Source organism: Pseudomonas sp. 1L-E-NC-VB-C3 (assembly GCF_057291535.1).
In genome coordinates this window covers 220550-245361 of the sequence record NZ_JBXAWD010000008.1, presented here as the reverse complement: position 1 = coordinate 245361, position 24812 = coordinate 220550, and the positions used below count along the sequence as shown (strand labels likewise).

The window sequence follows — 24812 nt, the reverse complement described above, 5'->3', positions numbered from 1 at the left end:
ACGATCATGCCGTTCTGTATACCGCAAAGCCTATGGCTTGTCTTGCCACGGGGATGCGCTACCATGGCCCTCCCATTTTTTGTTGCCAGCCACCATGCACTGTCCCTTCTGCGGTGCCAACGACACCAAGGTCATCGACTCGCGTCTGGTCGCCGAGGGCGAACAGGTGCGCCGCCGGCGTGAATGCCTGGCCTGCGGCGAACGTTTCACGACGTTCGAGACGGCCGAACTGGTGTTGCCGCGCCTGATCAAAACCGACGGCAGCCGCCAACCGTTTGACGAAGAAAAACTCCGCGCCGGCATGCAACGCGCGCTGGAGAAACGTCCGGTCAGCGTCGAGCGCCTCGAGTCCTCTCTGGTCCACATCAAGCACAAGCTGCGCGCCACCGGCGAACGCGAGGTCAAGTCCCTCGTGGTCGGCGAGCTGGTGATGGCCGAGCTGCAAAAGCTTGATGAAGTCGCCTACATCCGCTTCGCTTCGGTGTACAAGCGCTTCCAGGACCTCAATGAATTCCGCGAAGAGATCGACCGCCTCGCCCGCGAACCGGTGAAAGAATGACCACCGCCGCCGAGCAGGCGATCCTCGACGCCCATTTCATGGCCCGCGCGCTGGAACTGGCGCGCAAGGGCCACTACACCACCCATCCCAATCCGCGGGTCGGTTGCGTGGTGGTGCGTTACGGCCAGATTGTCGGCGAAGGCTGGCATGAGCGCGCCGGCGAACCCCATGCCGAAGTCCACGCCCTGCGCGCCGCCGGCGAGCAGGCCCGGGGCGCCACGGCGTACGTGACCCTCGAACCTTGCAGCCACCATGGCCGCACGCCGCCGTGTGCCGATGCCTTGGTGACTGCTGGCGTTGCCCGGGTCGTGGCGGCGATGCGTGATCCCAATCCGCAGGTCGCCGGGCGCGGTTTGCAGCGCTTGGCCGAGGCCGGTATCGCCACTGAAAGCGGGGTGCTGGAAGCAGAAGCACGCAAGCTCAATCAAGGTTTTCTGAAACGCATGGAGCATGGCTTGCCATTCGTGCGGGTCAAGCTGGCCATGAGCCTCGACGGTCGCACAGCGATGGAAAGCGGCGAGAGCCAATGGATCACCGGCCCGGCGGCGCGTTCGGCGGTGCAGCGTTTGCGCGCTGAGGCGGCGGTGGTGCTGACCGGCGCCGACACGGTGTTGGCCGATGGCGCACGCTTGACCGTACGCGCGGACGAACTCGGTCTCGACAGCGAGCAAACAGCGCTGGCCATGAGTCGCCCACCATTGCGCGTATTGATCGATGGCCGCCTGCGAGTGCCGCTGGATGCGCCGTTCTTCAAGGCCGGGCCGGCACTGGTCGCCACCTGTGTCGCGGTCGAGGAGCAATACGCCAATGGCCCGGAATGCCTGATAGTGCCGGGTGCCGACGGCCAGGTCGATCTGCATCAATTGCTTATCGAACTGGCCAATCGAGGCACCAACGAGGTGCTGGTCGAGGCCGGGCCGCGTCTGGCCGGTGCCTTTGCGCAATTGGGGTTGGTCGACGAATTCGTGATCTTCATTGCCGGCAAATTCCTCGGCTCCACGGCGCGTCCGCTGCTCGACTGGCCGCTGGCGCAGATGAAAGACGCGCCAGAGCTGAAAATCACTGAAATCCGCGCGGTGGGCGATGACTGGCGAGTCACTGCGATCCCTGTCCCTTCAGCCCGCGTATAATTCCCGGCCATTGCGTTAGCGCTGGCCTCGTTCTCAAGGAGAACCCCATGTTCACCGGCATCATCGAATCCATCGGCAGTATCCGCGCACTGACCCCAAAGGGCGGTGATGTGCGGGTGCACGTCGCAACCGGCAAGCTCGATCTGAGTGACGTCAAACTCGGCGACAGCATCGCGGTCAACGGCGTTTGCCTGACCGCCGTCGAGTTGCCGGGCGACGGCTTTGCCGCCGACGTCAGCCGCGAAACCCTTGATTGCACCGCCATGAATGATCTGAAAAGCGGCAGCCCGGTCAATCTGGAAAAAGCCCTGACCCCGACCACTCGCCTTGGCGGGCATCTGGTCAGCGGTCACGTCGACGGCGTCGGTGAAGTGGTATCGCGCAGCGACAATGCCCGTGCCGTGGAATTTCGCATCCGTGCGCCGAAAGAACTGGCCAAGTACATCGCCCATAAAGGCTCGATCACCGTCGACGGCACCAGCCTGACCGTGAACGAAGTCGATGGCGCCGAATTCATGCTGACGATCATTCCGCACACCCTCAGCGAAACCATCATGGCTTCTTACAAGCCGGGCCGCCGGGTGAATCTGGAAGTCGACCTGCTGGCGCGTTATCTGGAGCGTCTGCTGCTGGGTGACAAGGCTGCAGAAAAGACCGCCGGCAGCACCATCACCGAAAGCTTTCTGGCCCAAAACGGCTACCTCAAATAATTCAAAAGAAGGGGGTGCCTTGTGGCGCTCAATAGCATCGAAGAACTGGTTGAAGACATCCGCCAAGGCAAGATGGTCATCCTCATGGATGACGAAGACCGCGAGAACGAAGGCGACCTGATCATGGCCGCCGAATGCTGCCAGGCCGAACACATCAACTTCATGGCCAAGCACGCCCGTGGCCTGATCTGCATGCCGATGAGCCGCGAGCGCTGCGAACTGTTGAAGCTGCCGCTGATGGCGCCACGCAACGGTTCCGGTTTCGGCACCAAGTTCACCGTTTCGATCGAAGCCGCCGAAGGCGTGACCACCGGCATCTCCGCCGCCGATCGCGCGCGCACTGTGCAAGCGGCAGCCGCCAAAGACGCCAAGGCTGAAGACATCGTCAGCCCGGGCCACATTTTCCCGCTGATGGCCCAGGCCGGCGGCACCCTAGCTCGCGCCGGCCACACCGAAGCCGCTTGCGACCTGGCGCGCATGGCCGGTTTCGAGCCCAGCGGAGTGATCTGCGAAGTGATGAACGACGACGGCACCATGTCCCGTCGCGCTGAACTCGAAGCATTCGCCGCCGAACACAACATCAAGATCGGCACCATCGCCGACCTGATTCACTACCGGATGATCCACGAACGTACCGTTCAGCGGATTGCCGAGCAGCCGCTGGACAGCGAACTGGGCCAATTCAACCTGGTGACCTATCGTGATTCGGTGGAAGGCGACGTGCACATGGCCCTGACGCTGGGCACTGTCTGCGCTGAGGAGCCGACGCTGGTTCGCGTGCACAACATGGATCCGCTGCGCGATCTGCTGATGGTCAAGCAACCGGGCCGCTGGAGCCTGCGCGCCGCCATGGCTGCGGTCGCCGAGGCCGGCAGCGGTGTGGTGCTGCTGCTCGGTCACCCGCTTGATGGTGACGTGCTGCTGGCGCATATCCGTGAAACCGGCGAGCAGGCAGCGCCGAAAAAACCGACCACCTACAGCATTGTCGGGGCCGGTTCGCAGATCCTGCGTGACCTCGGCGTGCGCAAAATGCGCTTGATGTCGGCACCAATGAAGTTCAATGCGATATCCGGTTTCGATCTGGAAGTTGTAGAATACGTGCCCTCCGAATAATGACCGGCTGTTTCCGGACTCCGATTCGCGGCAAATAATCACTGAGGGGCGCGTAGCAGACGCGTCCCGGCTCTTTAAGAGAACTGACGAATGACCCTGAAGACCATCGAAGGTACCTTCATCGCCCCTAAAGGCCGCTACGCTCTGGTAGTGGGCCGCTTCAACAGCTTCGTGGTTGAAAGCCTGGTCAGCGGTGCCGTTGATGCCCTGGTTCGCCACGGCGTGAGCGAAAGCGACATCACCATCATCCGCGCACCGGGCGCCTTCGAAATCCCGCTGGTTGCGCAGAAAGTCGCCCAGAAAGGCGAGTTCGCAGCGATCATCGCCCTTGGCGCGGTCATTCGTGGCGGTACTCCGCACTTCGAATACGTGGCTGGCGAGTGCACCAAAGGCCTGGCCCAGGTTTCCATGGAATTCGGCGTACCGGTTGCGTTCGGTGTGCTGACCGTTGATTCCATCGAACAAGCCATCGAACGTTCCGGCACCAAGGCCGGTAACAAAGGTGCCGAAGCTGCCCTGTCCGCTCTGGAAATGGTCAGCCTGCTGGCACAGTTGGAGGCCAAGTGATTAGCGACGAAAGCGATCGTTTCAACCCGCGCGATCCGAAACCTGCGGATGCCGGCAAGCCGTCGAAGAGCGCCAAGCGTCGCGAAGCCCGTCAGCTCGCGACCCAGGCGCTGTACCAGTGGCACATGGCCCGGCAATCGCTGAACGAGATCGAAGCGCAGTTTCGCGTTGATAACGATTTCACCGATGTCGACGGCGCCTACTTCCGTGAAATCCTTCACGGGGTTCCGCAGTTCAAGACCGAAATCGACACTGCCCTGACGCCTTGCCTGGATCTGGCGATCGAAGAGCTCGACCCGGTTGAACTGGCGGTTCTACGCCTGTCGACCTGGGAACTGCTCAAGCGCGTCGACGTGCCTTACCGCGTTGTGATCAACGAAGGTATCGAACTGGCCAAGGTGTTCGGTTCGACCGACGGCCACAAGTTCGTCAACGGTGTGCTCGACAAGCTGGCCCCGCGCCTGCGTGAAGCTGAAGTGAAGGCGTTCAAGCGCTGATCGGCGCTTGAATACTTTTTCTCGGCCATGGGCGAGTTTGAGCTGATCCGCAATTTCTTCGCCGCCGCGCCTTGTGCGCAGGGCGGCGAGGGCGTTGCTTTGGGGATCGGCGACGACTGCGCCTTGCTGGCAGTTCCCGTTGGGGAACAGCTGGCGGTTTCCACCGATACGCTGGTGGCCGGTGTGCATTTCGCCGACCCCTGCGATCCGTTTCTGCTCGGTCAGCGCTCGCTGGCCGTCGCGGTCAGTGACCTGGCCGCCATGGGCGCCGCGCCCGTTGCCTTTACCCTTGCCCTGACCTTACCGACGGTAACTGCCGATTGGCTGCAAGCCTATGCCCGGGGTTTGAACCGCATGGCGCAAAGCTGCGGCGTTGCCCTGGTCGGCGGCGACACCACGCGCGGGCCGTTGAGCCTGACGGTCACCGTGTTCGGCCGCGTACCCGCAGGCCAGGCCTTGACCCGCAGCGGTGCGCAGGCCGGTGATCTGCTCTGCGTCGGCGGCGAACTGGGCAATGCGGCCGGCGCCTTGCCGCTGGTATTGGCTCAACGTGATGCCGAAGCGCATATCGCCCAGCCGCTGCTCGATCATTACTGGTCGCCACAACCGCAACTGGCGCTCGGTCAGGCCCTGCGCGGCAAGGCCACGGCGGCACTGGACATCTCCGACGGCCTGCTCGCCGATTGCGGGCATATCGCGCTGGCGTCGAAGGTGCGACTTGAGATTGAACGCGAGCGTGTACCGTTGTCGGATGCTTTAGTCGCGTTTCTCGGCCAGCGCGGTGCCGAGCGCGCGGCATTGAGCGGTGGTGATGATTACGTACTGGCCTTCACCTTGCCGTCCGCCGAGTTGCCGGCACTGCTGGCCGACGGCTGGCCGATCCATGTGATCGGGCAAGTGCTGCCGGGCCAGGGCGTGGTGCTGCTGGACCGCGACCGACGCGACATCACTCCGCAGATTCGCGGCTACCAACATTTTCAGGAGACACCGTGACAGATCACCCGAAACAGGTTCCTGCCGAATTCGTGCCTCCTTCGGTCTGGCGCAATCCGTGGCATTTCCTCGCGTTCGGCTTCGGCTCCGGCACCTTGCCAAAAGCCCCGGGCACGTGGGGTTCGCTGGTGGCGCTGCCGTTCATTCCGCTGTGGCAGATGCTGCCCGACTGGGGCTACTGGCTGATGCTCGGCATCACCATGCTGTTCGGCTTCTGGCTGTGCGGCAAAGTCGCTGACGATTTGCGCGTTCACGACCACGAAGGCATCGTCTGGGACGAAATGGTCGGCATGTGGATCACCCTGTGGCTGGTGCCGGAAGGCTGGTACTGGTTGCTCGCGGGTTTTCTGGTGTTCCGCTTCTTCGATATTCTCAAGCCGTGGCCGATCCGCTGGATCGACAAGCATGTGCATGGCGGCGTCGGCATCATGCTCGACGACGTGCTGGCCGGTGTGTTCGCCTGGCTGGCGATGCAAGGGCTGGTATGGGTATTCGCCTGATTCGACTCACGTGAGGAACCACGCAATGCTGCGACGCGGGTTGGCGCTGCTGCTTCTGGCTCTGCTGGGCACGTTCGCCCATGCGCAGGCCGCCGCGCCTGTGCCTGGGGTGATCCATCTGGCCAGCGAAGACTGGGAGAATTACACCGCCGCCGACGGCCATGGTCTGGCCTGGGACGTGTTGCGCAAAGTGTTCGAGCCGGCCGGGGTCAAGCTGGATATCCGCACGGTGCCGTACACCCGGTCGATCGGGCTGGTGCAGTTGAAGGAAGTCGACGCGCTGGTCGGCTCCTACCGCGACGAAGCCGAGCATGTGCTGTACCCGCAATCGAAGTTCGATTCTGATCACATCTACGCGCTGGGCCTGTCCAGCAGCCCGCCGCCGACCCAGGCGACCCTGGGCAAATATCGTCTGGCCTGGGTGCGCGGCTACCGCTACGAGAACTACTTGCCGAACATCCAGCGCTTCAACCAGATCGAACGACGTACCGGCATTCTGCTGATGCTCAAGCAGGGCCGGGCGGATTACTACATCGATGCGCTGACCGAGATTGAAGCGGTCGTGCGCGATGCCGCGGATCCAGCGCAGTATCGCTATTCGCATCTGGCTGAGTTGCCGCTGTTTCTCGGTTTCGCCGATACCCCACAGGCTCGCGCGTTGATGGCGCTGTATGACCGGCGCATGGCGGAGCTGGTCAAGAGCGGAGAGTTGAAGCCGGTCTTCGAGAAGTGGCAGCAGCCGTATCCGTTTGATCCAAAATGATCACAATGTCCTGTGGGAGCGCATGGCAGCTGTCATCAAACTTTTTGATGGTTATGCCCGATAATTCAGCCTAAGCGTCTACAGGAACCTGCTGTTACAATGCCCGCCTGCGAATTTTCAGTCTTCTAGATCAGGAGCACATCGGTGCCTGTCGTCTTCGTCGCCGCTTCCAAGCTGCCAACGCCTTTTGCGCAATTCACCATGCACGGCTTTCTCGATGAGAGCACCGGGCGTGAGCACGTCGTGCTGAGCCTCGGTGAAATTGCCGATGGCGCCCCGGTACTCGGTCGCCTGCATTCCGAATGCCTGACCGGCGATGCCTTGTTCAGCCAGCGTTGCGACTGCGGCTCGCAACTGGAAGCCGCGTTGCAGGCGATCGCCCGCGAAGGCCGGGGCGTGCTGCTGTATCTGCGTCAGGAAGGGCGTGGCATCGGTCTGCTGAACAAGATTCGCGCCTACGAATTGCAGGACGGCGGCGCCGACACCGTGGAAGCCAACGAGCGTCTGGGCTTTGCTGCCGATCAGCGCGACTACGCCATGTGCCTGCCGATGCTCGAACACTTGGGCGTGAAATCCCTGCGTCTGATGACCAACAACCCGCGCAAGGTCAAAGCGCTGACGGACATGGGCATCGTCGTCGCCGAACGCGTGCCGCTGCACACCGGCCACAATCCGCACAACAAACTCTACCTGGCCACCAAGGCCAGCAAGCTCGACCACATGATGGGCAACGAGCATCAGGGCGAGGCCGACCGCGCGTGACCCGCGGCCAGGTGCGGCGGCGGTTGGCGGTGGCCTGGTGGCAATACCTGGCGCTGGCGCTGTTGCCGCTGTTCGTGCTCAACGCGCTGTTCGGTGAAGGCCAGGGCCTGTTGCCAGTGCTGGCAATGCCGTTGTTCATCGCCGGCGTCGCCTCGATGTTTGTCAGCCTGAAGTATTTCGCCCGCTACAAACACGCCCTGATCGCCACGCAAAAAGCCCTCGATACCGCCGAAGAACCCGCCGCCTGGATTGCCCTTGCGGCGCGTCGGCGTACGGCGTTGCTAGTAGCGTCCTTGCCGGCCTGGATTGGCGCACTGGCGGTGTTCGTCGGCCTCGAAGCCGTGCCGTTGATGCTGCTGGCGCTGTCCACCGCCGTGCTGTTCTACCTCTACCGTATTCCGCGTCAACTCGGTTGATGCCTCGCCTGTGGCTGGCGGTTCTGCTGCTCGCCCTGAGCAGTCAGGTGCCGGCCGCATTGCGGGTGGTCAGCCTCGCGCCGTCGCTGTCTGAAATCGTCGTTGAACTTGACTCTGCCGACCTGTTGGTCGGCGTGCTGGATGCGGGCGAGCGGCCGCCGGCAATTGCCGATGTTGCGTCTGTGGGGCGCTACGGTCAGCTCGACATGGAGCGCTTGCTCAGCCTGAAACCGGATTTGCTGCTGCTCTGGCCCGGCAGCGTCGGCGCCGGGCAGCGTGATCAGCTCAAACGTCTGAACATTCCAACCTTCGTCGCCGAGCCGCACACGTTGACGCAACTGGCGACGCAGATCGAAGCCATTGCCGAACAGCTCGGGCGCCCTGAGCGTGGGGCGAAACGAGCGGCCGAATTGCGCGAGCAGCTGAATGATCTGCGCCAGCGTTATCGTCGTGATGTGCCGCTGCGGGTGTTTTATCAGGTCTGGGACAAGCCGCTGTACACCGTCGGTGGCGGGCAGATCATCAGCGATGCGCTTGAGGTGTGCGGCGCGCGCAATATTTTCGCCGAGCTGAATCTGCCGGCACCACAAGTGAGTATCGAGGCGGTATTGCAGCGTGATCCCGAGGTTATTGTCGCCGGTGATCAGGTCCAGCTAGGGGCGTGGAAGACCTGGCCGCAGGTGGCAGCAGTCAGGCAGGGGAGACTGCTATTGGTCACTGACAAAGGCCTTGAGCGACCGAGCGGGCAGATGATCAGCGCGACTGCCAAGCTTTGCCAATTGATCGCGCCGGATCGGTAGACCGCATCGCCTGTATTCGCGAGCAGGCTCGCTCCCACACTGGATTTTCGCTGAAAACAAAATGTGTGGCCGCACTCAATCTACTGTGGGAGCGAGCCTGCTCGCGAAGAGGCCTGCCAACCAACACAAATGTCAGTTCAGAGTTCAGGAGTCCAGGTGACCCCGAACATCCATGCCCGACCTTCCTCACGATAGCCATACTGCGCACCTTCATAGCTGTAGTTCGCCCGGCTGTAACCCTTGTCCAGCAAGTTATCCACCTTCAGATCCAGCTTGATCTCACGGCTCAACGCCCAACTGCTGCGCAGCCCGAGCGTGCCGTAGCCGCCCAGCGACTGGGTGTTGTTCAAATCATCGTAACTGCCACTGACCAACTGCCAACTGGCGCCGAGACCCAAGCGATCGAACTGCCGATCCAGATCCCAACTGGCCGTGCGCCGCGCCCGTCGCGCCAGGGTATGCCCGGTATCGCGATCTCGCGGGTCAATGATCGCCACGCCGAGATTGCTCTGCCAGCCAAACAGCTCCTGCTTCAGCGCTGCTTCAAAACCGTTGATGCGCGCTGACGCAACGTTCTGCGGGCGTGAGTTGCTACCGAAGATGATCGCGTCTTGCAGATCGGTGCGGTAAATCGAGGCCTCCAGCCGCGCGCTGTCGCTCAATTGGCTGCGCCATTGCAGTTCGTAGCTTTTTGAGGTTTCCGGTTTCAGGTCGGGATTGCTGAAATCCGGGTAGTACAGGTCGTTGAAGGTCGGCGCGCGGAAACCTTCGCTGTAGCTCAGCAGCACGTCGTTATCCGGATTGAGCGGCAGGGTGAAAGTACCGCTCCAAGTGTTCTGGCTGCCGAACTGCTGGTTGTCGTCGTGGCGCACGCCGATCTCGGTGGAGAAGCTGTCGGCCTGATAGCGATGCTGGATGAACGCTGCGCGATTCCAGCGGCTGTCCTCGTCGAACGCAGTGCTGCTGTTGATCCGGTCTTCGTACCAGTCACCACCGAGCATCAGGCTGTTGCGCGGGTCGAGCGTCAGGTCGTTCTGCCAGTTCACTGAGTCGCGATAGGTGTTGAACACCGTGCGCTCGTCACTGAGCTTGTCGAAAGTCTTCTCGCGGTTTTCGCTGTGGCCGAATTCGACGCGGGTTTTCCAGGTTTCGTTGACCCGCGCATCGACGTAACTGCTCACGCTACTGATATTGAAGTCGCTGTACGGCTGCTGTTGCACCGACTCAAACGTGTCCATGTCGAAGCGGCCGAACGGATTGTCGAATTCGCTCCTGCCACGGTTATCCAGCAGATTGGCGCCGACTTCGATGTCCTCGTTCAGCGCGTGGCTGAGGCTCAGGCTCAGGGATTTGTTGCGGTAAGCGTCATGGTCGCTGTCGCTTGGATACGACTCGTGGGTACGGTCGATCCCGGCCGTTTCGTCGAGGCTGGCGCCGAGGTTGAAGCGGGTTTTGTCGTCGCCGCCGGACAAGCCGAGGCTGCGCTGCCAACTCTGTTGGCTGCCGAAGCCGAAGTGCAGGCGTGGCTGCAAGCCTTGCCCAGTGCCACGTCGTGTGAAGATCTGGATCACCCCGCCAATCGCGTCGCTGCCGTAAATCACCGAGCGTGAACCACGCAGCACTTCGACGCGCTCGATCTGCTCGATGTTCAGATGTTGCAGATTGCTGTCGCCGGAAGTCGAATTGCCGATGCGCTGGCCATCGACCAGCACCAGGCTCTGCGCCGATTGCGTGCCGCGAATGTAGATCCCCGGCAGACTGCCGCGCCCGCCAGTCTGCGCCACTTGCACGCCGGGCACGCGACGCAGCAGATCGGGCACGTCGCTTGGTTGCAGGCGATCAATGTCTTCGCGGGTGAACACGGTGTTGGCGGCGCTGCTGTCGTTGCGCGCCTCGACCTGACGATTGGCGCTGATCAGCGTGTCCGGCAGCTTCAGCGCCTGATCGCGCTCGAAGGTGTCGGCGACGGCACTGACGGTTGGCAGCAGGAGGAAGGGCAGGGCGAGGCGGGAGAGGTTCATGGACAGTCCAACGGGAGTTTCAGGTGTACACAAATCAAATGTGGGAGCGAGCCTGCTCGCGAAGGCGGTGTATCAGTCAGTTCGTCTGTGACTGACAGTCCGCTTTCGCGAGCAGGCTCGCTCCCACAAGGGTATTGCGTTTATTGGGCGAGCAATGCCAGGCGCTGGCGAACCGACGCTTCGATCCCGGCCTCATCCAGCCCGCACTCGGCAAGCATCTGCGCCGGTTTCGCATGTTCGACGTAAATGTCCGGCAAGCCCAGATGCAGCATCGACTTGAGGATGTTCTCGCGGGCGAGGAATTCGCTGATCGCGCCACCGGCGCCGCCCATGATTGCGTTCTCTTCGATAGTCACCAGCAACTCGTGGTTGCCGGCGATCTCGCGCACCAGCGCTTCATCCAGCGGTTTGACGAAACGCATGTCGACCACGGTGGCGTCGAGCTTCTCGGCGACTTTCAAGGCTTCGCTCAGTTGCACGCCGAACACCAGCATGGCGACTGTGCTGCCCTGACGACGGACGATGCCCTTGCCGATTTCGATCGCTTCGAGATCTTTTTCGATGACTGCATTCGGGCCGCTGCCACGTGGGTAACGCACTGCCGCCGGGCCGTTGTAGAGGTGGCCGGTGGTGAGCATTTTGCGCAATTCGTTTTCATCGCTCGGGGTCATGATGAGCATGCCCGGGATGCAGCGCAGGTACGACAGGTCGTAGCTGCCAGCGTGGGTCGGGCCGTCTTCGCCAACCAGGCCGGCACGGTCGATGGCGAACAGCACGTCAAGGTTCTGCACGGCGACGTCGTGTACCAGTTGGTCGTAACCGCGTTGCAGGAATGTCGAATAGATCGCCACCACCGGTTTCGCGCCTTCGCAGGCCATGCCGGCGGCGAACGTTACCGCGTGCTGCTCGGCAATCGCCACGTCGAAATAACGCTCCGGGAAACGCTCGCTGAACGCCACCAGATCCGAGCCTTCCTTCATCGCCGGGGTGATCCCGACCAGGCGCGCGTCAGCCGCCGCCATGTCGCACAGCCACTCGCCGAACACCGCCGAATACTTTGGCCCGCTGGCGGCTTTCGGCGCAGCGGCCGGGGCGTCCAGAGGTTCGAGTTTGGTGATGGCGTGGTAGCCGATCGGGTCGACTTCCGCCGGGGCGAAGCCTTTGCCTTTTTTGGTGACGATGTGCAGGAACTGCGGGCCTTTGAGATCGCGCATGTTGCGCAGGGTGGCGATCAAGGTTGGCAGATCGTGGCCGTCGATCGGGCCGATGTAGTTCCAGCCCAGCTCTTCGAACAGGGTGCCGGGGACCAGCATGCCTTTGGCATATTCTTCGGTACGACGGGCGATTTCCCAGGCGCCGGGCAGGCGCGAAAGGACTTTCTTGCTGCCCTCGCGCATGCTTGCGTAGGTGCGGCTGGAAAGGATCTTCGCCAGATAATTCGACAGCCCGCCGACGTTGCGCGAGATCGACATATCGTTGTCGTTGAGAATCACCAGCATGTTGGCGTTGACTTCCGGCGCATGGTTGAGCGCCTCGAAGGCCATGCCGGCGGTCAGCGCGCCGTCACCGATCACGGCGATGGCCTTGCGATCGCTGTCCTGCAGGCGGGCGGCAATGGCCATGCCCAGCGCGGCGCTGATCGAAGTGCTGGAGTGGCCGACGCCAAAGGTGTCGTACTCGCTCTCGGAGCGGCGCGGGAATGCGGCAATGCCGTCCTTCTGACGCAGGCTGGCCATGCGCTCGCGGCGACCGGTGAGGATCTTGTGCGGATACGCCTGATGCCCGACGTCCCACAGCAGACGGTCGTCCGGGGTGTCGAAGACGTAATGCAGCGCGATAGTCAGCTCGATCACGCCCAGGCCGGCACCGAAATGCCCACCGGTCTGGCCGACCGTGTAGAGCAATTCCAGGCGCAACTCATCGGCCAGGGTTTCCAGCTCGGCTTCGCCTAACCGGCGCAGGCCGTCCGGCGTGTTCGCGCGGTCGAGCAGGGGCGTGGTCGGGCGCTTGCGGGGAATCTCATGAAACGTCGTGGGCATCAGGCGAATCGTTATAGGTATAAAAGATGCGGCAGTTTACCTGATGCATCGGCCCCTGCCCACGCGTTGGTCTTTTTTGGCCGATACGCCGTCAGTTGCGCCGCTCGACGATATACCGCGCCAGCTCGCGCAGCGGCTCGGCGGCCGCGTCAAACGGTCGCAGCGCCTGCAGGGCCTGATCGCGCAGTTCCAGAGCGTAGGCCTTGGCGGCGTCGAGGCCGAGCAGCGCCGGGTAGGTTGGCTTGTCGCGGGCAATGTCGGCGCCCTGGCGTTTGCCGAGAGTTGCGGTATCGCTTTCCACGTCGAGGATGTCGTCCTGCACCTGAAAGGCCAGACCAATGGCCTGTGCATAAGTCTGCAATGCCTGCAGCTGATCAGGCTGGGCGCGGCTGCTGGCCAGGGCACCAAGCTTGACGCTGACTTCAATCAGCGCGCCGGTCTTGTGTCGGTGCATCTGCTCGAGGGCCGTTTGATCGAGCTTGAGACCGACCGAGCCGAGGTCGATGGCCTGGCCACCGACCATGCCCGCCGGACCGGCTGCGTGCGCCAGCGCCGTGACCATCTGCAGACGGATTTCGCTGCTGCAATCGCTCAGGCGCGGGTCGAGCAGGGCGCTGAAGGCCAGGCTCTGCAAGCCGTCACCGGCGAGGATCGCGCAGGCTTCGTCGAATTTCTTGTGGGTGGTCGGCTGGCCGCGACGCAGATCGTCATCGTCCATCGCCGGCAAATCGTCATGCACCAGCGAGTAGGCGTGGATCAGCTCGACCGCACACGCCGCGCCGCTGGCCTGTTCAGCCTTTCCGCCGAGGGCTTCGCACGCGGCGTAAGCCAGCAACGGGCGCACGCGCTTGCCGCCGTTCATCACGCTGTAGCGCATCGCTTCGTAGAGCCGCGCCAGTTCCGGCAGCGGCGCGTCGAACAGCGTTTCCAGCGCCGCGTTGACCCGGGCCTGACTGCTCGCCGAATACGCCGCGATCATTCTGGCTCATCCGCGTCGAAGGGTTCCTCGGCGAGCTCGCCATCGCGCTCCAGCAGCACCTGCACTTTCTGCTCGGCCTGGGCCAGCGCCGCCTGGCAGTCACGGGTCAGGCCGATGCCCTGCTCGAAAGCGGTCAGCGAGTCTTCCAGCGACAATTCACCGTTCTCCAGACGCTCGACCAGTGTTTGCAGGTCGGCGAGGGATTGTTCGAAATCCAGTGCAGCTTTTTTGCGGGCCATGGCGGCAATTTCCGGTAGACGTTAAACCGGCGCGACACTAGCAGATAGGGGGGGTATGGGCAAATGAGGCGCCCCGCCCAAAGCCGCGCACATGACCCCTGTGGCGAGGGGATTTATCCCCGCTGGGTTGCGTAGCAACCCTAAAACCAGACAACCGATACTCTCAGGAAAATCGAAGTCGCCGGTTTTACGACTGCCGCGCAGCCGAGCGGGGATAAATCCCCTCGTCACAAAGTTAATGTGAAGTTTCGGGGCTGAGGCTTATTCGGCTCATTTTGTGAGCCGAATAACTTCGCTATTCGGCTCACGCCCTCTCGAAAGCGAGATTCCTACAGCAATCACACATGTATCCGATTGTTAAAAAACTGCCGAATCGCTAATCTTCGCCGCTTCTACGGCCCCGACAGTTGCGGGGCATTCAGACGAAACGCAGTTCACCGCTGTGAAGTACCGAGGATCGGGTGCAAGGTTTCGTTCAAGGCATGGCAGGAGGCGTCACATGCGTTCATTTCTTTTGCTGCTGATAGGCCTTGCCTGCGCGCCTGCGCTGTGGGCCGCGCCGACTGCGCAATTGTCCGAGCCAGTGGGCGGCTGGCGTTATCACGGCTTGCTCGATCGCTCGGAACATCCGCAGGTCGCCTACCCGACGCCGCCGATCGATCGCGGCATCCAGCGCAATCGCACGATGATCCAGGGCCAGCTCAAAGCCCTCGGCCAAATGCGCCCGCCGCACAGCCTCGCCGTCAACGGCAATCCATTGAATCTGTACACCGATGATCAGGGACGTTTTGCCCGGCCTTACGCCTTCGGCGCCGGCTCCAACAGCGTTGAAGTGATCAGCGCCGAGGGCCAGTCGCTCAAGCGCGTGCAATTTTATGAAGCAAATAATCTGCGCACGCCGGCGAAGATTCGTCTTGTCTTGGGATGGGACGACCCGAAAGCCGAGCTGGATCTGCATATTGTCACCCCCGACGGTCAGCATGCCTTTTGGGCACGGCCGGCGCTGAGCAATGGCGGCGGTCTCGACCCGGATGGCGTCGACGGCCCCGGCCCGGAAATGTTCACCATGACCGCGCCGCTGCACGGCGCGTATCTGGTCTACGTCAATTATTGGGGCAACTACGGCAATGGTGGCTATAACTTCGAGGAGACCAGCAATCAGAACGAGGTGATCACTTCGCAGATCACCCTGGTGCTCAACGAAAACACCGTCGACGAAAAACGCGAAACCTTCATCGTGCCCCTGCGGGCGATCGGTGATTTGTTGCTGGTCAAGACTTTCAACTATTAAGCATCCCGCCACGGATGAACTCGGATGTTGTGAACATGAGCGATAACACTGTGACTCCAGCTGCCGCGACACCGGCGGCCAAACCTTCGCGGCGCTGGCCGCTGGTCGTGCTCGGCCTGTGCCTGGTGGCCGGTGTGGCGGGCGGTTTCGGCTGGCTGCTGCTCAAGCCCAAAGCGCCGCCAGCGGCACTGGCCAGTGACAGGCTCGGCCTCGGCCGTCCGGATGCCTTGCTCGAAACCCGTTCACTGAGCCAGTTGCCCAAGGACCTGCTGACGGTGCCGTTCCTCAAGGCCACGCTTACCGAGGATTTCGTCTTCTATTACGAAACCCACGCCGATCGCCTCGGCCTGATCGGCAGCCTGCGGCGGATCATCTACGAGCATGACCTGAAGTTGCAGGACAGCCTGATCGAGCAGCTTTTCGATCAACCGGCCGATGTTGCGCTGTGGCGTGGCGCCGATGGTCGTTTGAAGGATTTCCTGCTGGTGATGGATCGCGGCGGGCTGGCCAAGCTGCTCGAGCCATTGGCGAAAGTGGCGCTGGATGACACCCAGCTCAGCGTCTTCGGCACTCTCAAAGTCGGCAGCGACGAAGTGCCGCTGTATCAACTCAGCTACAACGCCAGCAAATCGCTGCTGTTCGCGTCGCGCGGCGACAAACTGGTGGTGCTGTCCAATCCAGCCAAGTACTACGACCCCGAGAGCGGCGTCTCGGAGGAGTCGGGCCGCGTTTCCGCGCAAGCGCTGGCGGCGTTGCTCAACGGTGAAAAACTCTTCCCCGAAGCGTTCGGCTTGCCAGCGAAAAGTCCGGAAACCAAGCAGCGTCTTTCGGTCAATTCCAGCGTGCTCGCGATGGGCTATCAGCGCTTCATCCCGAATTTCGCCGGGCTGCGTTTCGACATGGACGACAAGGGCTGGCACAGCTATCTGGCCATGGATGAGCTGGAAAACCAGCCGGACTTCGATTTCAAACCGGTCTGGCAAGCGATGCCGCTGGGGGCGAGCGCTTGCGTGACCCTGCCAGTAGCGGCCGAACCGCAGAAGCCGATATTGATCAAACTCGGCGCCGAAGAAGCGGTGGCGCAGACCCTCACCGAACATATCGCCGGCGCGGCCGGCCTGTGCTGGTACGCCGATTCGCGGCTGTACACGCCATTGCTGGTCGCCAGCCTCAAAGACGAGGACAGCAGCAAGCTTGATGGTGATCTGGGCAAGTTGTTCGGCTCGATGGTCGGCGCGTTCGAAGCCAATGTCGCCGAAAGCGTATTCCCGGTGATCGACAAGCAGGAAGGCCAGAGCCACGTCTGGCAGCGTCAGGTCAGTTCCAGTTTCGGGCCGTACGCGGCGAAGACCGCCGAGAACCCGGAGGCGATTTCCGGCAAGGCGTTCATGAAAGTCAGCCTCGCCCGTCATGGCTCGACGCTGCTGTTTTCCCTCGACGACAAACTCGTCGACAAAGCCCTCGGCACCCTCGACAAGCGCTTCCCGCCGATGGCCGACGTGCTGCCAAAAGACGTATTGATGCCGATCTACTTCGGCCCGGACGCGATGGCGCAACTGATGCAGCGCGAAACCCTCGACAGCCTGCCGCAGGACATGGAGCCGGTGTTCTACAACGCCGCACAAACCTACCTGATACCAAAACTGCGCACCCTTGGCGGCTACGGCAAATATGCCCTGACCCTGCCCGAAGGCAGCGAGCCTGACGGCCACTGGCAATGGCTGCCGCTGGAATGGAAGGCGCTGTGAGCGCACTGATCCGCAGCCTCGGCTTGCTTGCTTTGCTGCTGAGCGCCGGCGCCCGTGCGGTTGAAGCGCCAGCGCTCGACCCGGCGCAATCCCAGGTGTTTCGCGCCTGGTTTGTGCGTATTGCTCAAGAGCAATTGAGCCAAGGCCCAAGCCCGCGCTGGTATCAGCAGGACTGCGCCGGCCTGGTGCGCTTTGCCGCCAACGAAGCGCTGAAAGTCCACGACGACAAATGGCTGCGCAGCAATGGTCTGTCCAATCGCTACCTGCCGCCGGAACTGACGCTGAGCAACGAGCAACGCAAGCTCGCGCAACAGTGGCAGCAGGGCGGCGGCAAGGTCGGGCCGTACGTCAACGCGATCAAACTGATTCAGTTCAACAGCCATCTGGTCGGCCGCGATGTGGCGCAGGCGCGGCCCGGTGACCTGATGTTTTTCGATCAGGGCGACGATCAGCACCTGATGATCTGGATGGGCCGCTACATCGCCTATCACACCGGCACCACCACCCCAACTGACAACGGCATGCGTTCGGCAAGCCTGCAGCAACTCATGACATGGAAGGACACCCGATGGATACCCGACGCAGCCAACCCCAACTTCATCGGCGTCTATCGACTGAACTTTCTCTCCCAATGACCGGTGCCCGCATGTTGCGTATCTGTTCGCGAATTTCCTTGCTGTTGGCGTTGTTGCTGCCGTTTTCCTGCGTCAATGCCGAAGACTCGGTGGAGCCGAGCAATTACACGCCGGTGGCCGGTGAGAGTTTTTTCCTGCTCGCCGACAGCAGTTTTGCCAGCGACGAGCCGGCGATGGTCCGCCTCGAAGCCCCGGGTCGTGACTACCGGCGCTTTCGCATGGAACCGTACGGCGGCGCCGACATTCGCGTATATCGCATCGACAAGCCGCTGGATTTCCTCAAGCGCCAGAAGAACCTGCACCGCGTCGTCAGTGACGGCCAGTTCAAGGGCGAAGGTTTGTCCAACACTCTCGCGTATCTGTGGGACAACTGGTATCGCAAATCCCGGCGGGTGATGCAGCGTGCGTTCTCTTACGAATCGCGCAAGCAGGTCACCGAAGAAGTGCCGGAACTGAAAATGGGCGAGGCCATGGCCGCGCCGACGCCGTACGACGCGCAGCCGCAATTTGCGCTGATCCCGGGTCTGCCGGTGGTCAGCCAGTTCCGTTATCCACTGTGGCAGGCCAAGCCGATCCAGCCACCGACCGGGGTCAATCTGGCCGGCTCGTCCAGTGACTTCGTCAGCGTCGCGCCGGGCAACGTTTACATCCCGTTGGGTAACCTGAAACCGGGGCTGTATCTGGTTGAAGCGCTGATCGGCAAGTACCGCGCGACCACCATGGTGTTCGTCTCCAACACCGTCGCGGTGAGCAAGATTGCCGGTGATGAATTGCTGGTCTGGGCCGCGCGCAAACACGAAGGCAGCTCGGTGCCGAAGGTCAATGTGCTGTGGACCGATGGCCTTGGCGTAATGAGCAGCGGTGCTACCGATGCCGACGGTCTGCTGCGTCTGAAACACGTCAGCCCGGAGCGTTCGTTCGTCATTGGCGAGGACGAAGAGGGCGGCGTGTTCGTCTCGGAAAACTTCTATTACGACAGCGAAATCTACGACACCAAACTGTATGCCTTCACCGATCGGCCGCTGTATCGCCCGGGCGATTGGGTGTCGCTGAAAATCGTCGGTCGCGAGTTCAAGAATGCCCGGGATTCGGTGCTGCCGGGTGCGGCGGATGTCAGTGTCAGCGTGCTCGATGCCACGGGGACCGAACTGCAAACCCTCAATCTGGAGCTTGATTCGAAAGCAGGTACCCAGGGTCGCTTCCAGTTGCCGGATAACGCCGTGGCCGGTGGTTACGAGATCCGTTTCAACTACAAGGATCAGGCCTACAGCAGTGCTTTCCGCGTTGCCGAATACATCAAGCCGCACTTCGAAATCTCGCTGAATCTGGCCAAGCAGGATTACCGCACCGGTGAGCCGGTGAAAGGCAGTCTGGTGCTGCTCTACCCAGACGGCAAACCGGTGGCCAATGCAAAATTGAGCCTGAGCCTGCGCGCCCAGCAATTGTCGATGGTCGACAACGAGCTGCAATACCTCGGGCAATTCCCGGTGGAGTTGACCAGCACCGAACTGACTACCGACAGCAAAGGCAACGCGACCCTCGATTTGCCGGCAGCCGATAAACCGAGCCGCTACATGCTCACCGTGTTCGCCAGCGATGGCGCGGCGTATCGGGTCAAGACCACCAAGGAAATCCTCATCGACCGTGGCGCGGCGAGTTTTCGCTTGAGCGCGCCGCAACGCTTCAGTGCAGTCGGTGACAAGGTTGCGTTCAGCTACGCCAACGAGGGCGGCACTGAGCAAAGCAAAGCGGTGACCCCAAGCACGTATGGTTGGGTGCGTCTGGAAGACCAGAGCACAGGCGAGGGCAAACTCGCGGCGAATGACAAAGGCTTCAGCATGACCTTCGAACGTCCGGGCACGTACAACCTGACGCTGAAGGATCAACACGGTCGCGTCCTCGGCGCCACCGGCCATTCGGTCACCGGCGACGGTGTGAAAGCGGTGCCGGGCACAGTGGAAATCGTCCTCGACAAGCCCGAGTACAAGGCGGGCGAAGAAGCGCTGGCGCTGATCACCTTCCCTGAGCCGGTCAGCGACGCACTGCTGTCGCTGGAGCGTGACAAGGTCGAGGCCACTGCGCTGCTGGCCAAGGGCGCCGACTGGCTGAAACTGGAAAAACTCAGCGACACCCAATACCGCGCGCGCATTGCGGTGAAAGACAGCTTCGCGCCGAACCTGACCTTCTCCGTGCTCTACACCAAGGGCGGTCAGTACAGCTTTCAGAACGCCGGGATCAAAGTGGTCGCGCCGCAAATCGACGTGGCGATCAGCACCGACAAAGCGGTGTACCTGCCGGGCGATACGGTCACGGTCGACCTGACCACGCAGTTCGCCGGCAAAGCGGTTCCGGCACACTTGACGGTCAGTGTGGTCGACGAAATGATCTACGCGCTGCAACCGGAAGTCGCGCCGAGCATCGACCAGTTCTTCTATCACCCTCGGCGCAACAACGTGCGCACCAGTGCCAGCCTGTCATTCATCAGCTACGACGTGGCATTGCCGGGTAGCCCCGGCGCCCCGGGTAAAGCCAATCGCAGCGAACGCGGCGTGAAGGTGCTTGAGCGTCCGCGCCGTGAAGACGTCGACACCGCTGCGTGGCAGCCGGAGCTGTTGACCGGCGACGACGGCAAAACCCGCTTCACCTTCAAGATGCCGGACTCGCTGACCCGCTGGCGCATCACCGCTCGGGCGATTGCCGATGACGGTCAGGTCGGGCAGAAGAAGCAGTTTGTCCGTTCGGAAAAACCGCTTTACCTGAAGTGGAGCGGGCCGAGCAAATTCCGCAAGGGCGATCAGCCGCAACTGGGCGTGTTTGCGTTCAGTCAGGCAGAGAAACCGGTCAAGGCGGAACTCGTGACTCACTATGCCGGTACCGAACAACGTCTGCCGGTGACCCTGAACAGCGGCATCAATTACCTGCCACTGCCGGCGTTCGCTTTGGCCTCTGGCGAGTGGACGGCGGAGTTGGTGCAGGACGGCAAAGTCGCCGATGCCCTGGCTGTGCGCTTGAGTGCCACCGGTGAAGGCTGGCAAGTCACGCAAACGCAAAGTCTCGATGTGGTCAGCGGCGATACACCCTTGAGTTTGCCGGCGGATGCCACGGATATTCGCCTGCGTCTGGATGACAGTCCGCAAGCGCTGTTCCGTTCCGCCCTCGATGATCTGCTCAGCTACCCGTACGGCGGCGTCGAGCAGACGGCCAGTCGCTTGCTGCCGTTGAGCATCGCCTATCCATCGCTGGCTTCGAACCCGCAGATTCGCGATCGCTTGCGCCTGATCATGCAGAACAGTCGTCTGCGCCTGGTGCAAATGGCCGGGCCGTCGGCGAGCTTCACCTGGTGGGGCTACGACGGCGAGCCCGATGCCTTTCTCACCGCTTATGCCTATTACGCCGACTGGAACGCCAGCCGCGTACTCGACCTGACCCTGCCGCCGGAGCACTGGCAGCGGGTGCTGGAGGTTTATGCCAAGCAAGCGCCGAATACGCCATTGCTGCAACGGGCGCTGATTCTGTCGTTCGCCAAACAGATGCAGCTGCCAGTGAACACGCTGCTCAGCGGTTTGATCGACGATCTGGCCATGGCCGGTGAAGGCGCTGCCGAAACCTTGCTCGACGACGGCCAGGACAGTCTGGTGATGAACGACCCGGATTCGGCGCTCGGTCTGGCGGCGGCGCGGGTACTCACTGCATCGTTGGCGACGCAGGCGAAAGTTGCTTTGCCGGAGGCGTTCAATCGGCAACTGGGCGCAGCGCAACAACGTCTGGCGGTCAGCTCGCAGCCCTTCGTTGAAGCACTGAACCTGTCGCTGCAACCGTTTGATCAGGCTCGTGCGACAGCGCTGCTGCAACGTCTGTTGCCGCAGCAATCGACACTGGAACGTGCACTGGCGCTGACTTGGCTGCAACGCAGCATCGCTCAGGCTTCGCCGACCATCGCGCTGATGCCGGGTGAAGGCTGGAAGAAAAACTACGGGGCCAGCGGCGAGATGTACTGGACATGGCAAGGCGCGACGCCTTTGCCGAACGTACTGAGCGTGTCCGGCACGCAAGAGCGGCCGTTGCGTGCAGCTCTGAGCTTCCAGACTCAACAGCCGCAGGTCGATCCGATGGCCGTGAGCGTCACTCGGCGTCTGTCGCGGCTGGTGCCGGGCGACGAGGCGTTCACCTTCAAACTCGAGCCGGTCGGCACTAAACCGTTGTCCAGCGACAGCCTGTACCTGGACGAGGTGATCCTCACCAGCAAGGCACCGAAACCGCTGCGCTACGGCATGCTTGAAGTGCCGCTGCCACCGGGCGCAGATGTCGAGCGCACGACATGGGGCATCAAATTGCAGGGCAAGGACGGCACCGAACCGACCGCGCTGGAGAAGGCGCGCTTTGAACCGGGTCAGTTGGCTTACACGGTGCCGGTTGACGCGCTGAGTGGCGAATTGCACCTGCGCCATCTGGTGCGCTTCTCGCAGAAGGGCCAGTTCAACCTGCCGCCGGTACGCTTCAAGCAAGTGTATGCACCGCAGCATCAGGCCCAGGAGGCTAAAGCTGCCCTCGGTCAGGTCACGGTCAACTGACATGCGCCGGCCGCTGTTGTGGCTGCTGATGGGTGTGATGCCTGCGCTGGCGACAGCGCAGGATGAGCCGTTGCGCGTGGCCTATCAGGGCGAGTTGTTGTCGTTGAGTCAGACGCAACTGATCAAGCGCGAACCGTTGCCAGCGTCGCTGGATGCGCCGCTGGGCAGTCTGTGGAAGTTGTTCGTCTACGCCTGGCTGGTGGATACCGGTGCGCGGGAGCCGGCTTATGAATGTCGCGGGCAGTCCAAAGAAGAAGTTTATTGCTGCTCGGCGGGCGGCAAGATCGAGCGGGATCAGGCACTGGTGAAATCCTGCGGTCTGTATTTCGACCCCGCGCGGTTGGGCATTGCAGCGAAGGATTGGCGAGCGTATTGGCAGGCGCGGCAGGCACCGTCGTGGTTGCTGGATTTGCCAGCCGTGCAACCGGCAACAAGGGTTTCGGTTGCCGAGTTATTGAGCGTTCTGGCATTGCTGCCAGCGCAGGATCAGACGCGCCGCGTGCTGCTCGATGTCGTGCTGAACGCGGCGGACGGCAATGTCGTCGGCGAGTTGGGCGGGCGCCTGCGGGTGAAAACCTGGAGTTGGCTCGGCGACCAGGATGCACAATCGCGGCAAGGTGGATTCGCCGGTTGGAGCGCCGACGGCACACCGATCTGGGCGGGTGGACGCGGTACCAGTCAAATGGTTCTGCGGCACTACGCTCAGGCGCTGGCCAGCGTGTTGCCGACGGCGTGGCCAGCGGACGCAGGGCGTTGTGTGGAAGTCGGGCTGTTCTCGAAATACCCGGTTTCGAAAGTTCTGGCCGGCGATCGTGTCGCCACGTCCGGGCCATTGCGCGGCGACTACCGCGTCGAATTCGCCAACGGCAACGCGCTGGACATCCACAGCGATGGCGAGCTTTTTCTGCTCAACGACAAACTCGTCGCAAGGCTTGATCGCGAAGAATATGTCGCCCGCGTTCTTGAGCGCGAAGCCAAACCGCAACCCGCCGAAGCCGCCAAGGCGCTAGCCGTAGCGATCCGCACTTATCTGCTGCAAAACGCCACACGCAACGGCGATTGCCTGAGCATCGACGACAGCAGCAATCGCCAGCGCGTCGCCCCGCGTCCAGCCTCTGCCGCGTCACGCAACATCGCGGCGTGGACGGCGGATCTGGTACTGGCCGGCAGCACCGTCACCTATCACTCCGACCAGCCCGGCCCGGACAAACTCGCCTGGCAGCAAGCCGTCGAGCAAGCGAACGCCGGCCAGCGCTACGACGCGATTCTGCTGCACGCCTATCCACGCGCCAGCCTCAGCCGCTGGGACAACCCGGTCGCCTCCTGCGAAGCATTACCCGCCGCGCAAGACTGGCTGCAAAAGCAGCGACGCGGCTGGCGTCCGAGGCTCGAAAGCGAAACCGGCTACAACGAAGTCAGCACTTTCGCCGTATGCAAACTTGCCTTCGGCCGGCCCTTCGTCGACCGCGAACGCCAGCGCATATACGTGCGCGGCGTGCTGAGCCTGCAGGATCGCCTCGATCTGACCCACGAATATCTGCACCTGGCCTTCGAAGCACACCCCAACGGCCAGGATGAAACCTACATCGAAGGGCTCGCCCGTCACCTTTTGCTGGAATAGACCATGACACTCCGTTATCCACAGGTCTTGCTGCTGCTCTGTGCCCTCAACGTGCTGCCGCAAGCGTTCGCCGCCGATGGCGTCAAACTCGACACCCCGGTGGGCGGCTGGCGCAGCGGCGCACCGCAAGGCGAGGGCGAGAGCTTTCGCCAGACCGTCAACTACCCGGCCTCGTCGGTCAACACACCGCTTGGCCAGGCCAATACCGCCAGAATCAGCGGCCAGATCAAAGCCGTGCCGAAGAACAACGAACCCGGCCGCCTGATCGTCAACGGCGTCAGCATGCCGCTGAAAATCGACCCCGCCGGCGGCTTCGATCGCCCGTTCTCCTTCCCCAACGGCAGCAACAGCGTCGAAGTGCGCAGCGCCGACGGCCAGCAACGCCACCGCACGCAATTCCTCAACGCCCGCGGCGGCTCCACCCCGGCCAAACTGCGCGTCCTGCTGGCCTGGGACAGCGACGGCACCGACCTCGACCTGCACCTGATCACCCCCGACGGCGCCCACATCTGGTACGGCAACCGCAGCGCCGCCAACGGCGCCGCCCTCGACGTCGACGTCACCACCGGCTACGGCCCGGAAATCGCCGCCATGGCCGCGCCGATCAAGGGGCAGTATCTGGTGTATGTGAATTATTACGGCGGTGGATATCGCGGAGATGACGAAGGTGGGGATGAAGCGGTTCAGGCGCTGACCACGGCGCAGGTGACGGTGATTACTGAAGAAGGCACGCCGAGCGAGAAGATGGAGACGTTTGTAGTGCCGATGCGGACGGCGGGGGAATTGACGCTGGTGAAGTCGTTCAGTTATCCGTGAGGGGAATTTGTCCAACGGGTTGTTGGACAAATTCAGCAACTG

Annotated in this window: 22 protein-coding genes; 18 read left to right on the top strand and 4 right to left on the bottom strand. The window is 62.3% G+C overall.

What is annotated here, in order from left to right; genetic code table 11:
• Nucleotides 1–94 precede the first annotated feature (94 nt).
• From nrdR to AC0Z5Z_RS15335, 12 genes are all read left to right on the top strand, one after another.
• On the top strand, nucleotides 95–559 hold the full coding sequence (nrdR, locus tag AC0Z5Z_RS15390; RefSeq protein ID WP_007910946.1) for a transcriptional regulator NrdR: 465 nt from the start codon (nucleotides 95–97) through the stop codon (nucleotides 557–559).
• Nucleotides 556–1689, top strand: a complete 1134-nt coding sequence (ribD, locus tag AC0Z5Z_RS15385; RefSeq protein ID WP_485611276.1) for a bifunctional diaminohydroxyphosphoribosylaminopyrimidine deaminase/5-amino-6-(5-phosphoribosylamino)uracil reductase RibD — start codon at nucleotides 556–558, stop codon at nucleotides 1687–1689. The genes nrdR and ribD overlap by 4 nt, the downstream gene beginning before the upstream one ends.
• 47 nt (nucleotides 1690–1736) lie before the next feature.
• On the top strand, nucleotides 1737–2399 hold the full coding sequence (locus tag AC0Z5Z_RS15380) for a riboflavin synthase (protein ID WP_016772981.1): 663 nt from the start codon (nucleotides 1737–1739) through the stop codon (nucleotides 2397–2399).
• A gap of 21 nt (nucleotides 2400–2420) precedes the next feature.
• Complete coding sequence (ribBA, locus tag AC0Z5Z_RS15375) at nucleotides 2421–3512, top strand: bifunctional 3,4-dihydroxy-2-butanone-4-phosphate synthase/GTP cyclohydrolase II (RefSeq protein WP_039761895.1); 1092 nt, start codon at nucleotides 2421–2423, stop codon at nucleotides 3510–3512.
• A 90-nt stretch (nucleotides 3513–3602) separates the two neighbouring features.
• On the top strand, nucleotides 3603–4079 hold the full coding sequence (gene ribH / locus AC0Z5Z_RS15370; protein WP_003228649.1) for a 6,7-dimethyl-8-ribityllumazine synthase: 477 nt from the start codon (nucleotides 3603–3605) through the stop codon (nucleotides 4077–4079).
• Nucleotides 4076–4576 carry a transcription antitermination factor NusB gene (gene nusB, locus AC0Z5Z_RS15365; protein ID WP_024014489.1) on the top strand — a complete coding sequence of 167 codons (501 nt, stop codon included), beginning with the start codon at nucleotides 4076–4078 and terminating at the stop codon, nucleotides 4574–4576. Before ribH ends, nusB begins: the two co-directional genes overlap by 4 nt.
• 27 nt (nucleotides 4577–4603) lie before the next feature.
• Entirely contained in the window at nucleotides 4604–5569 is a 966-nt protein-coding gene (gene thiL / locus AC0Z5Z_RS15360; protein WP_375122750.1) for a thiamine-phosphate kinase, read from the top strand.
• Entirely contained in the window at nucleotides 5566–6069 is a 504-nt protein-coding gene (locus AC0Z5Z_RS15355) for a phosphatidylglycerophosphatase A family protein (RefSeq protein ID WP_039761886.1), read from the top strand. Before thiL ends, AC0Z5Z_RS15355 begins: the two co-directional genes overlap by 4 nt.
• Nucleotides 6070–6094: 25 nt before the next feature.
• Nucleotides 6095–6832 carry a substrate-binding periplasmic protein gene (locus tag AC0Z5Z_RS15350; RefSeq protein WP_485611275.1) on the top strand — a complete coding sequence of 246 codons (738 nt, stop codon included), beginning with the start codon at nucleotides 6095–6097 and terminating at the stop codon, nucleotides 6830–6832.
• Nucleotides 6833–6976: 144 nt separating this feature from the next.
• Nucleotides 6977–7594: a GTP cyclohydrolase II gene (gene ribA / locus AC0Z5Z_RS15345; protein ID WP_041477692.1), complete on the top strand. Its 618-nt coding sequence runs from the start codon at nucleotides 6977–6979 to the stop codon at nucleotides 7592–7594.
• Nucleotides 7591–8010: a hypothetical protein gene (locus AC0Z5Z_RS15340; protein ID WP_041477693.1), complete on the top strand. Its 420-nt coding sequence runs from the start codon at nucleotides 7591–7593 to the stop codon at nucleotides 8008–8010. The genes ribA and AC0Z5Z_RS15340 overlap by 4 nt, the downstream gene beginning before the upstream one ends.
• Nucleotides 8010–8810 carry a cobalamin-binding protein gene (locus AC0Z5Z_RS15335; RefSeq protein ID WP_252868359.1) on the top strand — a complete coding sequence of 267 codons (801 nt, stop codon included), beginning with the start codon at nucleotides 8010–8012 and terminating at the stop codon, nucleotides 8808–8810. The genes AC0Z5Z_RS15340 and AC0Z5Z_RS15335 overlap by 1 nt, the downstream gene beginning before the upstream one ends.
• A 137-nt stretch (nucleotides 8811–8947) precedes the next feature.
• Here AC0Z5Z_RS15335 and AC0Z5Z_RS15330 read toward each other — a convergent pair whose 3' ends face one another.
• The 4 genes from AC0Z5Z_RS15330 to AC0Z5Z_RS15315 all read right to left on the bottom strand — a co-directional run bounded on the left by AC0Z5Z_RS15330 (nucleotide 8948) and on the right by AC0Z5Z_RS15315 (nucleotide 14088).
• Nucleotides 8948–10831: a TonB-dependent receptor domain-containing protein gene (locus AC0Z5Z_RS15330; protein WP_485611274.1), complete on the bottom strand. Its 1884-nt coding sequence runs from the start codon at nucleotides 10829–10831 to the stop codon at nucleotides 8948–8950.
• A gap of 140 nt (nucleotides 10832–10971) precedes the next feature.
• Nucleotides 10972–12870 carry a 1-deoxy-D-xylulose-5-phosphate synthase gene (dxs, locus tag AC0Z5Z_RS15325; protein WP_485611273.1) on the bottom strand — a complete coding sequence of 633 codons (1899 nt, stop codon included), beginning with the start codon at nucleotides 12868–12870 and terminating at the stop codon, nucleotides 10972–10974.
• A gap of 91 nt (nucleotides 12871–12961) precedes the next feature.
• The gene (gene ispA / locus AC0Z5Z_RS15320; RefSeq protein WP_485611272.1) at nucleotides 12962–13849 is read right to left on the bottom strand and encodes a (2E,6E)-farnesyl diphosphate synthase; all 888 of its coding nucleotides are present in this window, start codon (nucleotides 13847–13849) and stop codon (nucleotides 12962–12964) included.
• Nucleotides 13846–14088 carry an exodeoxyribonuclease VII small subunit gene (locus AC0Z5Z_RS15315; RefSeq protein ID WP_016772991.1) on the bottom strand — a complete coding sequence of 81 codons (243 nt, stop codon included), beginning with the start codon at nucleotides 14086–14088 and terminating at the stop codon, nucleotides 13846–13848. Before AC0Z5Z_RS15315 ends, ispA begins: the two co-directional genes overlap by 4 nt.
• Nucleotides 14089–14587: 499 nt before the next feature.
• On the opposite strand from AC0Z5Z_RS15315, the gene AC0Z5Z_RS15310 reads away from it, so the two are divergent.
• The 6 genes from AC0Z5Z_RS15310 to AC0Z5Z_RS15285 are packed head-to-tail and all read left to right on the top strand — an operon-like array spanning nucleotide 14588 to nucleotide 24770.
• A complete protein-coding gene (locus AC0Z5Z_RS15310) occupies nucleotides 14588–15379 on the top strand; it encodes a YfaP family protein (RefSeq protein WP_485611271.1) in 792 nt (263 codons plus the stop codon).
• 35 nt (nucleotides 15380–15414) lie between these two features.
• Nucleotides 15415–17127 (top strand): DUF2138 domain-containing protein, encoded by a 1713-nt coding sequence (locus tag AC0Z5Z_RS15305; RefSeq protein WP_485611270.1) that lies wholly within the window; start codon nucleotides 15415–15417, stop codon nucleotides 17125–17127.
• The gene (locus tag AC0Z5Z_RS15300) at nucleotides 17112–17762 is read left to right on the top strand and encodes a DUF1175 domain-containing protein (protein ID WP_041477701.1); all 651 of its coding nucleotides are present in this window, start codon (nucleotides 17112–17114) and stop codon (nucleotides 17760–17762) included. The genes AC0Z5Z_RS15305 and AC0Z5Z_RS15300 overlap by 16 nt, the downstream gene beginning before the upstream one ends.
• Nucleotides 17759–22333, top strand: coding sequence for an alpha-2-macroglobulin family protein (locus AC0Z5Z_RS15295; protein WP_485611269.1), 4575 nt, complete (start codon nucleotides 17759–17761; stop codon nucleotides 22331–22333). The genes AC0Z5Z_RS15300 and AC0Z5Z_RS15295 overlap by 4 nt, the downstream gene beginning before the upstream one ends.
• A gap of 1 nt (nucleotide 22334) precedes the next feature.
• Nucleotides 22335–23954 (top strand): DUF2300 domain-containing protein, encoded by a 1620-nt coding sequence (locus tag AC0Z5Z_RS15290; RefSeq protein ID WP_485611268.1) that lies wholly within the window; start codon nucleotides 22335–22337, stop codon nucleotides 23952–23954.
• 3 nt (nucleotides 23955–23957) lie between these two features.
• Nucleotides 23958–24770 carry a YfaP family protein gene (locus AC0Z5Z_RS15285; protein WP_095181917.1) on the top strand — a complete coding sequence of 271 codons (813 nt, stop codon included), beginning with the start codon at nucleotides 23958–23960 and terminating at the stop codon, nucleotides 24768–24770.
• Nucleotides 24771–24812 lie beyond the last annotated feature (42 nt).

Bases quoted from the DNA above. Each gene is read 5' to 3' on its own strand.
- nrdR (WP_007910946.1), top strand. From the start codon at position 95: ATGCACTGTCCCTTCTGCGGTGCCAACGACACCAAGGTCATCGACTCG.
- ribD (WP_485611276.1), top strand. From the start codon at position 556: ATGACCACCGCCGCCGAGCAGGCGATCCTCGACGCCCATTTCATGGCC.
- AC0Z5Z_RS15380 (WP_016772981.1), top strand. From the start codon at position 1,737: ATGTTCACCGGCATCATCGAATCCATCGGCAGTATCCGCGCACTGACC.
- ribH (WP_003228649.1), top strand. From the start codon at position 3,603: ATGACCCTGAAGACCATCGAAGGTACCTTCATCGCCCCTAAAGGCCGC.
- thiL (WP_375122750.1), top strand. From the start codon at position 4,604: ATGGGCGAGTTTGAGCTGATCCGCAATTTCTTCGCCGCCGCGCCTTGT.
- AC0Z5Z_RS15350 (WP_485611275.1), top strand. From the start codon at position 6,095: ATGCTGCGACGCGGGTTGGCGCTGCTGCTTCTGGCTCTGCTGGGCACG.
- AC0Z5Z_RS15335 (WP_252868359.1), top strand. From the start codon at position 8,010: ATGCCTCGCCTGTGGCTGGCGGTTCTGCTGCTCGCCCTGAGCAGTCAG.
- AC0Z5Z_RS15330 (WP_485611274.1), bottom strand. From the start codon at position 10,831: ATGAACCTCTCCCGCCTCGCCCTGCCCTTCCTCCTGCTGCCAACCGTC.
- dxs (WP_485611273.1), bottom strand. From the start codon at position 12,870: ATGCCCACGACGTTTCATGAGATTCCCCGCAAGCGCCCGACCACGCCC.
- ispA (WP_485611272.1), bottom strand. From the start codon at position 13,849: ATGATCGCGGCGTATTCGGCGAGCAGTCAGGCCCGGGTCAACGCGGCG.
- AC0Z5Z_RS15315 (WP_016772991.1), bottom strand. From the start codon at position 14,088: ATGGCCCGCAAAAAAGCTGCACTGGATTTCGAACAATCCCTCGCCGAC.
- AC0Z5Z_RS15310 (WP_485611271.1), top strand. From the start codon at position 14,588: ATGCGTTCATTTCTTTTGCTGCTGATAGGCCTTGCCTGCGCGCCTGCG.
- AC0Z5Z_RS15305 (WP_485611270.1), top strand. From the start codon at position 15,415: ATGAGCGATAACACTGTGACTCCAGCTGCCGCGACACCGGCGGCCAAA.
- AC0Z5Z_RS15300 (WP_041477701.1), top strand. From the start codon at position 17,112: ATGGAAGGCGCTGTGAGCGCACTGATCCGCAGCCTCGGCTTGCTTGCT.
- AC0Z5Z_RS15295 (WP_485611269.1), top strand. From the start codon at position 17,759: ATGACCGGTGCCCGCATGTTGCGTATCTGTTCGCGAATTTCCTTGCTG.
- AC0Z5Z_RS15290 (WP_485611268.1), top strand. From the start codon at position 22,335: ATGCGCCGGCCGCTGTTGTGGCTGCTGATGGGTGTGATGCCTGCGCTG.
- AC0Z5Z_RS15285 (WP_095181917.1), top strand. From the start codon at position 23,958: ATGACACTCCGTTATCCACAGGTCTTGCTGCTGCTCTGTGCCCTCAAC.